Origin of the sequence: Arthrobacter sp. Hiyo1 (assembly GCF_001263615.2) — a bacterium.
Lineage (GTDB): Bacteria > Actinomycetota > Actinomycetes > Actinomycetales > Micrococcaceae > Arthrobacter.
On sequence record NZ_DF952468.1, the window covers coordinates 1,018,566 to 1,020,779 of the forward strand.

A 2,214-nucleotide genomic window follows, 5' to 3' on the forward strand; every position below is an offset into this window, starting at 1 on the left:
CTGCGTCGCGACTCGGTGCACGGTTCCTTCGAGGGCACCATCCGCGTGGACGAGGCCGCCAACACGATCACGGCCAACGGCGTCCAGATCCAGGTCATCTACTCGGACAACCCCTCCACCGTCGACTACACGGCCTACGGCATCAAGGATGCCCTGGTGGTGGACAACACGGGCCGCTGGCGCGACGCCGAGGGCCTGTCCCAGCACCTGCAGAGCAAGGGTGTGGCCCGCGTGCTGCTCACGGCTCCGGGCAAGGGCGAGCTGAAGAACATCGTCCACGGCATCAACCACTCCTCCATCGAGGACTCGGACACGATCGTCACCGCGGCTTCCTGCACCACGAACGCCATCACCCCGGTGCTCAAGGCCCTCAACGACAAGTTCGGCGTCATCCACGGCCACGTGGAAACCGTGCACTCGTTCACGAACGACCAGAACCTGATCGACAACTTCCACAAGGGTGACCGCCGCGGCCGCTCGGCCGCCCTGAACATGGTCATCACCGAAACGGGTGCGGCCAAGGCTGTGGCGAAGGCCCTTCCGGAACTGCAGGGCAAGCTGACCGGCAACGCGATCCGCGTTCCCACCCCGGACGTGTCCATGGCCATCCTGAACCTGAACCTTGAAAAGGGAACCACGAAGGACGAAGTCAACAACTACCTTCGTGAAATGTCCCTGCACTCGGAGCTGCGCAAGCAGATCGACTTCATCGACTCACCCGAGGTCGTCTCCACGGACTTCGTGGGCTCCCGCCGTGCAGGCATCGTGGACGGCCTCGCCACGATCGCCACCGACAAGCACCTCGTGGTCTACGTCTGGTACGACAACGAATTCGGCTACTCCTGCCAGGTCGTCCGCGTCATGGAAGAAATGGCCGGCGTGAACCCGCCGTCGTTCCCGGCACGCGGCGTCGCGGTGAACCTTGAACCCAAGGCAACGTTGGAGCCCGCCGGCGTCTAGCGGCCGAGGCCGAGGCCAGGAAAGACACAGGGTATTCCCGGCTGATGCGCTGGTATCAGCCGGGAAACCTGACCAGAATGGACGCATGGAAAGCGAAAAGATTCTGGATCATGAAACAACCCTGGAACACGCACTGGACGTGGCGCGCGCCAATCTCAAGGAAGCCCAGCGCCTGCTCGACGAAGCCAAGGCGGCACATGCAGCGGGTGATATCTCAGAGGAGCGGGTCATCCAATTGGGGTCGCTTCTCGAGCTGGCCGCCGAAGACCTGAAGCGTGTCACCAGGGAGCAGTAAGCCGCCCCTGCAGCTTGCGCTGTGATTGTTCCGACACTGTGACTTGTCCTCCACACTGTGGATATCAGCGTCGGCGAACAGCGCCTGAACTAGTCTCAAGGGACGTATTCCTCCCCGAAAGGACGCAATCCCTTGAGCACCACCTGGGCCGCCTATCGACGTGCCCGCCGCCACTCCCGGCAGGCCTGGGTACTGGTGATTCTCATCATCGCGGGTGGGCTTACCGGCGTCGGGTGGTTCTTCACCGACGGCCAGTTCTCAGTGGGACAGGGCCCGGTCAACGGGCCAACGGAAGCTCCGGTCTTCGACCCGGAGTGGATGAAGCCGGTGGAATCGGTTCAGCCGGTGCCCCTCGGTTCGGCGGCTGATGCCCTGGAGGCACTTCCCGTGAAGGGGCGCGCCGCCAAGGACAACTACGACCGCAATGAATTCGGCCAGGCGTGGCTCGACGTCGACCGGAACGGCTGCGATACCAGGAACGACATCCTGAGGCGGGATCTTACGGCAGCGGAGTTCACGGCAGGCTCGAAATGCAGGATCGCGTCCGGGGAACTGCGTGAGCCGTACATCGGCGAAGACATCCATTTCCGCAGGGGCTCCGAAACCAGCTCAGCCGTACAGATCGACCATGTGGTGGCTCTCGGGGACGCCTGGCAGAAGGGGGCCCAGCAGCTCACCGCCAAACAGCGCCAAAGCCTCGCCAATGACCCCCTCAACCTGATTGCCGTCGACGGGCCCGCCAACGTGAAGAAAGGCGCGAGCGACGCCGCGAGCTGGCTCCCTGCCAACAAGGGCCTTCGCTGCCATTACGTAGCCCGGCAGGTTTCCGTCAAAGCCGCCTACCGGCTCTGGGTCACCCAGGCGGAGAAGGACGCCATGAAGCGCGTCCTGGACTCGTGCCCCGGCCAGCGGACCATCAGGGCGATGTAGCAACTGAGGCCGCGAGGCGGCCGCTTCAG

Annotated in this window: 3 protein-coding genes; all 3 read left to right on the forward strand. The window is 63.9% G+C overall.

All coding sequences use genetic code 11. From position 1 onward, the window contains the following. A partial coding sequence (locus AHiyo1_RS04565) for a glyceraldehyde-3-phosphate dehydrogenase (protein ID WP_059387766.1) occupies nucleotides 1-960 on the forward strand: 960 nt, incomplete at its 5' end. Nucleotides 961-1,045: 85 nt separating this feature from the next. Further along, entirely contained in the window at nucleotides 1,046-1,255 is a 210-nt protein-coding gene (locus tag AHiyo1_RS04570) for a hypothetical protein (protein ID WP_059387767.1), read from the forward strand. Between the two features lie 132 nt (nucleotides 1,256-1,387). After that, nucleotides 1,388-2,185 carry an HNH endonuclease family protein gene (locus AHiyo1_RS04575; protein WP_059387768.1) on the forward strand — a complete coding sequence of 266 codons (798 nt, stop codon included), beginning with the start codon at nucleotides 1,388-1,390 and terminating at the stop codon, nucleotides 2,183-2,185. Nucleotides 2,186-2,214: the final 29 nt, after the last annotated feature.